At 70.1% G+C, this 234-nt stretch carries 1 pseudogene; it reads left to right on the top strand.

The features are described 5' to 3' along the window. Positions 1-234: pseudogene (locus J8I87_RS44340) on the top strand (hypothetical protein); the annotation flags it as partial.

The following is a 234-nucleotide window of genomic DNA, read 5'->3' as shown; positions in this document are numbered from 1 at the left end:
GCGGCATCAAGTATTTCCACGCGAACTCGACGCTGGCCGATTCGACGGCTTCGGGCGCGAACAGCGTGGCAGTGGGTTGCCGTGGCAAGCGCATCGAACGCGATGGCGCTGGGCAATGGCGCGAGCGCGACGGCTTCGAACTCGGTGGCGCTGGGCGCGAACGCGGTGGCGAACTCGACCACGCTGGGCACGGCGGGCTTCGCGCCGGTCGGCGGCACGGCGATCTCGGCTTCG

Source organism: Paraburkholderia sp. LEh10, from assembly GCF_017814945.1.
Classification (GTDB): domain Bacteria; phylum Pseudomonadota; class Gammaproteobacteria; order Burkholderiales; family Burkholderiaceae; genus Paraburkholderia.
Note: the sequence above shows the minus strand (reverse complement) of the source record. Positions and strands in the feature narration are given on the sequence as shown.